General features: G+C 52.0%; 1 protein-coding gene. It reads right to left on the reverse strand.

Annotation, left to right across the window (positions count from 1 at the left end):
- The coding region (locus tag AVJ19_RS21350; RefSeq protein ID WP_162626700.1) for a hypothetical protein at positions 1 to 356 on the reverse strand (356 nt) is incomplete at both ends.

The following is a 356-nucleotide window of genomic DNA, read 5'->3' on the forward strand; positions in this document are numbered from 1 at the left end:
CAATTTCGATCCCGCCCGGAGTACGGTCAAGCGCAGGTTCGTGGTCAGTATCGCTGACAGGTTCGCCATTGCGGTCTGTGGTGCTACCGGTCACTGTCGTGCTGCCATCTGCAATGGATGGTGGCACTGTGCTGGTGAAGTTACCGTTGCTGTCGACTGTTGCTGTAATGGTTTCTTTGACAGGTTCGCCGTTTGGTCCTGTGCCTTCTACCACGATTTCAACAGTTTGACCTGCTGGAACTTCTGTTGTCGTACCTGTGATTTGACCATGATGGTCAACATCAACCGTGATGCTACCAGCTGTGATTGGTTCTCGGATTGCAGGTGCTGATTCTACTGTGCTGCCATCTTCTGTT

This window comes from Acinetobacter sp. CFCC 10889, assembly GCF_003268395.1.
In the GTDB taxonomy this organism is placed as follows: domain Bacteria; phylum Pseudomonadota; class Gammaproteobacteria; order Pseudomonadales; family Moraxellaceae; genus Acinetobacter.